Source organism: Streptococcus sp. GMD6S, from assembly GCF_000297015.1.
Genome location: NZ_AJRH01000196.1, coordinates 1 through 888, shown reverse-complemented (window position 1 = coordinate 888; position 888 = coordinate 1). Strand labels below are relative to the sequence as shown.

At 40.8% G+C, this 888-nt stretch carries 1 protein-coding gene; it reads right to left on the bottom strand.

Annotated features, from left to right (window positions below):
* A partial coding sequence (gene trpS, locus GMD6S_RS09635) for a tryptophan--tRNA ligase (RefSeq protein WP_000300374.1) occupies positions 1-888 on the bottom strand: 888 nt, incomplete at both ends.

Below are 888 nucleotides of genomic sequence, written 5' to 3'. Positions count from 1 at the left end.
AGTTTGCCCCGCAACCTCACGCGCTTTCTCACTACCTTTTTGAAGCATATTGTACACTTCTCCCATATCCTTAGCAAATTCGATACGGCGCTCACGAATAGGGCCAAGTTCCCGTTCTAATATTTCAAGTAGATAACGTTTCGTCTTCACATCACCAAGACCACCACGTTGATAATGTTCTTTCATATCTGCAATGTCTTGAGCATCTTCTGGACGACCAAACACATCTAGATAATGGAAAACCATATTTCCTTCAATCTTACCTGGATCCTCAACCCGAATATGGTCTGGATCAGTATACATGCTCATGACTTTTTTACGCAACGTATCCGCATCATCAGCTAGATAAATACCATTATTAAGGGATTTAGACATTTTAGCATTTCCATCTAAACCAGGCAAACGTCCTGCTCTCTCATTTTCTGGATAAATACCTTCCGGTTCCACCAAGACATCACAGTTATATGCGTTGTTAAAAGAACGAACAATCTCGCGAGTCTGCTCAATCATTGGTTTCTGATCTGTCCCAACAGGAACATAATTAGCCTTGAAGGCAGTAATATCTGCTGCTTGCGCAATCGGATAAACCAAAAATCCTGTCGGAATACTTTCTCCAAACCCTTTTTGAGCAATCTCTGTTTTTACTGTCGGATTTCGTTCCAAACGAGCTAGTGACACCAAATTCATATAGTACATAGATAGTTCAGCCAACTCTGGGATTTGGCTTTGAATAAAGATAGTTGACTTACTTGGATCTAATCCAACTGCTAGGTAATCTAAGGCAACATTCCCAATCGATTCTACAATCGTTTGAGGATCTTTGGCGTGATCTGTCAATGCTTGTTGGTCCGCCAAAAAAACAAACATCTCATACTTGTCTTCTTCCTG